The sequence below is a fragment of the Lacrimispora amygdalina genome, from assembly GCF_900205965.1.
In the GTDB taxonomy this organism is placed as follows: Bacteria; Bacillota; Clostridia; order Lachnospirales; family Lachnospiraceae; genus Lacrimispora; species Lacrimispora amygdalina_A.
The window spans coordinates 1-3,837 of the sequence record NZ_OAOF01000052.1; the positions used below are offsets into that span (position 1 = coordinate 1).

Annotated in this window: 1 protein-coding gene; it reads left to right on the plus strand. The window is 45.0% G+C overall.

Annotated features, from left to right (window positions below; translation table 11 throughout):
- On the plus strand, positions 1–3,837 hold a 3,837-nt coding region (locus CRO04_RS25380; protein WP_141401049.1), incomplete at both ends, for a condensation domain-containing protein.

Below are 3,837 nucleotides of genomic sequence, written 5' to 3' on the forward strand. Positions count from 1 at the left end.
ATTGCCAGAGGCTATTTAAACCGTCAGTCCCTGACTGCCCAAAAGTTTGTTGATAACCCGTATGAAGCCGGAGAGAAGATGTACCGGACAGGGGACCTTGCCCGCTGGCTGCCGGATGGAAATGTGGAATATCTAGGAAGAATCGATGACCAGGTAAAGATCCGGGGATTCCGGATCGAGCTGGGGGAGATTGAAGCAAACTTACATAAGCATCCGCTGATCCGTGAGGTAGCAGTGATCGCCAGAGAAGATAAAAAGAAAGAAAAATATCTTTCTGCGTATTATACGGCAGACAGACTGCTTAATGGAGATGAACTGCGGCAACATCTTTTAAAGGAACTGCCGGATTATATGGTGCCGTCTTACTTTACACAGCTGGAGCATATGCCCATGAATCAAAGCGGAAAGATTGATAAAAAGGTCCTTCCTGAGCCAGATACAGGTATGTGTGCTGCAGTGGAGTATGCGGCGCCGAGAAACAAAACAGAAGAGATAATGGCACGGGTATGGGAAAAGGTGCTTGAAATTGAACGGGTGGGAATCAAAGACAATTTCTTCAATCTGGGCGGTGATTCCATTAAAGCCATACAGGTATTATCCAAACTGAACAGTTATCAGTTAAAGCTTGAACTTAAGGATATTTTTGAACACCCGTTCATCGAAGAACTGAGCGCTTATATTAAAACAGCCAAACGTACTGCTGTTCAGGGAATTGTTAAAGGAGAGGTAATTCTTACACCTATCCAGAGCTGGTTTTTTGAACAGTGTTCTGAATATAGAAATCACTTCAACCAGTCAGTGATGCTGTACCGGAAAGAGGGCTTCAACGAAGAGGCGCTGAGAAAAGTACTTGACCGTGTGGCAGAGCACCACGATGCGCTGCGGATTGTAATGAGAGAAAAAGCGGGTCGGATTGTCCTGCTTAACAGGGGGATGGAGGGCAATCTCTATTCGCTGGCTGTGAGAGATCTCACAAGTATGCAGGTTGATGAGAAAGCATTGGAGGAAGAAGCCCGGATTCTACAGTCCTCTATGGACTTAAAGCAGGGGCCTCTGGTAAATGCAGGCTTATTTCAGACGAAAGAGGGAGATTATCTGCTTCTTGCCATCCATCATCTGGTGGTTGACGGGATTTCATGGAGAATTCTCCTTGAGGATATTTCAACAGGATACCGGCAGGCGGTTAACGGAGAAGAAATTAATTTCCCGGAAAAAACAGACTCTTTTAAGGAATGGTCGGAGAAACTTTATGGGTATGCCGACAGTGAAGAGCTTCAAAAGGAGATTCCGTATTGGAGCGCCCTTGAGAAAATCCAGGTGAAACCCCTCCCAAAGGAACATACTGTCACCAACAGAAAATATAAGGACAGTGACCAGGTTTTCATGGAGCTTGATGAGATCCGTACTTCCCGGCTGATCAGGGATGTGAACAAGGCGTATCATACCGAAATTAATGATATTCTTCTGGCAGCGCTGGGAGAGGCGGTTTCAGAATGGACCGGTGAGGAGAATGTGCTCATTAACTTAGAAGGACATGGCCGTGAAGAGATTGCCGGGGATATTGATATCAGCAGAACCGTAGGATGGTTTACCACACAGTATCCCGTGATTTTAGATATGAAAGAGACAGGGTCCATATCTTCCAGAATTAAATCCGTGAAAGAAAGCCTGCGTACCATACCGGGGAAAGGAATGGGCTATGGTATTTTAAAATATCAGACGATTCTTCCAGATGAAGAAATGCTTAAGTTCAATTTAATTCCGGAGATCAGTTTCAACTATCTTGGACAATTTGACCAGGATATTGACAGCGATCTATATACCTTATCGGACATTTCTGCAGGTGAAACCATTTCACCGGAAATGGAGCGGCCATACTGTCTGGATATTTATGGAGGAATTAATAACGGGAAGCTGGGGCTTCATTTTACATATCACAGGGGCGAATATGAAAAGACCACAATAAACCGGATTGCTGAGAATTTTAAACGCAGTCTGATACAAATGATTGAACATTGCGTATCTCAGGATTATACCGAACTGACACCTGGCGATTTAAGCTCCTCAAAGATCACCGCCCAGGAAGTGGAAGCGGTGTACCGCGTGATGGAATCATCAAAACACAATATCAGGGATATTTATTCACTGACACCCATGCAGACCGGAATGCTGTATCATTTCCTCAGGGAAAAAGATTCCAATGCTTATTTTGAGCAGGCAGTGATCACATTAAAGGGCAGTGTTGATAAAGACGCGTTTGAACGCGCGTTTGGGCAGGTGATTTTAAGACACGATATTTTAAGAACGGCTTTTATTTATGAAAAGGTAGATAAGCCGGTTCAGGTGGTCTTAAAAGATAGGACTTCCAAAATGGACTATAAGGATATTTCCCTTTTATCAGAAGGACAAAAAAAATCCTATTTGGAAGAATGCATGGCTGGCGACAGGAAAAAGGGCTTTGACTTAACCTATGAGCCGCTGGTCCGGATCATGCTGATTAAAGTAAGTGAGGAAACTTACCATTTAATCTGGAGCTTCCATCATATCATCATGGATGGCTGGTGTCTGCCTATTGTATTTAAGGAACTTCTGGAATCCTATAAAGCGTTCCGGAAAGGCAGTTCCCCCCAGTTAGGCAGGGTGTATCCATACAGCCAGTATATACAATGGCTGGAAAACAGAGATGACCAGGAAGCATCGGATTACTGGGATCAGTATCTCATGGAATATGAGCAGACCGAACAGCTCTCCAGAATGAAAGTCACAACTGCCGGGCGGGGATATCTTCAGGAGGAATACGATTTTACAATAAATGAAGAAATGAAAGCGAGACTTGAGAAAACGGCAAGAGATAACGCCGCCACTTTAAGTACGGTGATGCAGACGGTATGGGGAATCCTGCTGCAAAGGTACAGCAATACCCGGGATGTGGTATTTGGATCAGTAGTTTCAGGCAGACCGGCCGAGGTAGAGGGGGTTGAACGAATGGTAGGGCTTTTTATTAATACCATTCCAGTCAGAGTCCGGTCAGAAAAAGGGGAAAGCTTTTCCTCTCTTATTGCAAGACAGCAGCGGGCGGCGCTGGAGTCTGAGAAACACAGTTATTATCCGCTGGCAGAAATTCAGTCCAGGATATCCTGCAAAGGGGAACTGGTTCAGAGCCTTATGGCTTTTGAAAATTATCCTATGGAGGATGCCGTTAAGGGAGATGACAACGGCAGGGATAATATAACCGTTCTTTCAGCAAAGGTATCTGAGCAGACGAATTTTGATTTAAATATTATTATAATGCCTGGAAAGGATCTGCGAATCAAATTCCGATACAATAGTCTGGCTTATAACAAAAGCTTTCTCGCCCGGATGGCTGAACAGATGAAAACCATAATCAGTGAAATCGTAAAGCGCCCCGGGATTGCCATTGAAGAGATCGATGTAGTACCGGAAGCAGAAAGGCGGATGCTGCTTCATGATTTTAATCAGACAGTAATGGAATATCCCAAAAATCAGACCATCCACGGTTTGTTTGAGGAGCAGGCAGAACAAAGACCGGATCATACGGCGATTGTTTTCGGAGATAAAAAACTGACTTACAGGGAACTGAACAAGAGAGCGAATAGGCTGGCTCATGCACTGCGGAGGCAGGGAGTGAAACCGGACAGCATTGTTGCTGTCATGACCGAGCGTTCCCTGGATATGGTGACAGGGATATTTGGTACGTTAAAGGCCGGAGGTGCCTACCTGCCCATAGATCCCGGTTACCCGGAGGACAGGATTGAATATATGCTGGAGGACAGCGGCGCAGGCGTTCTGCTCACACAAAAGCATCTAAAAGACAGA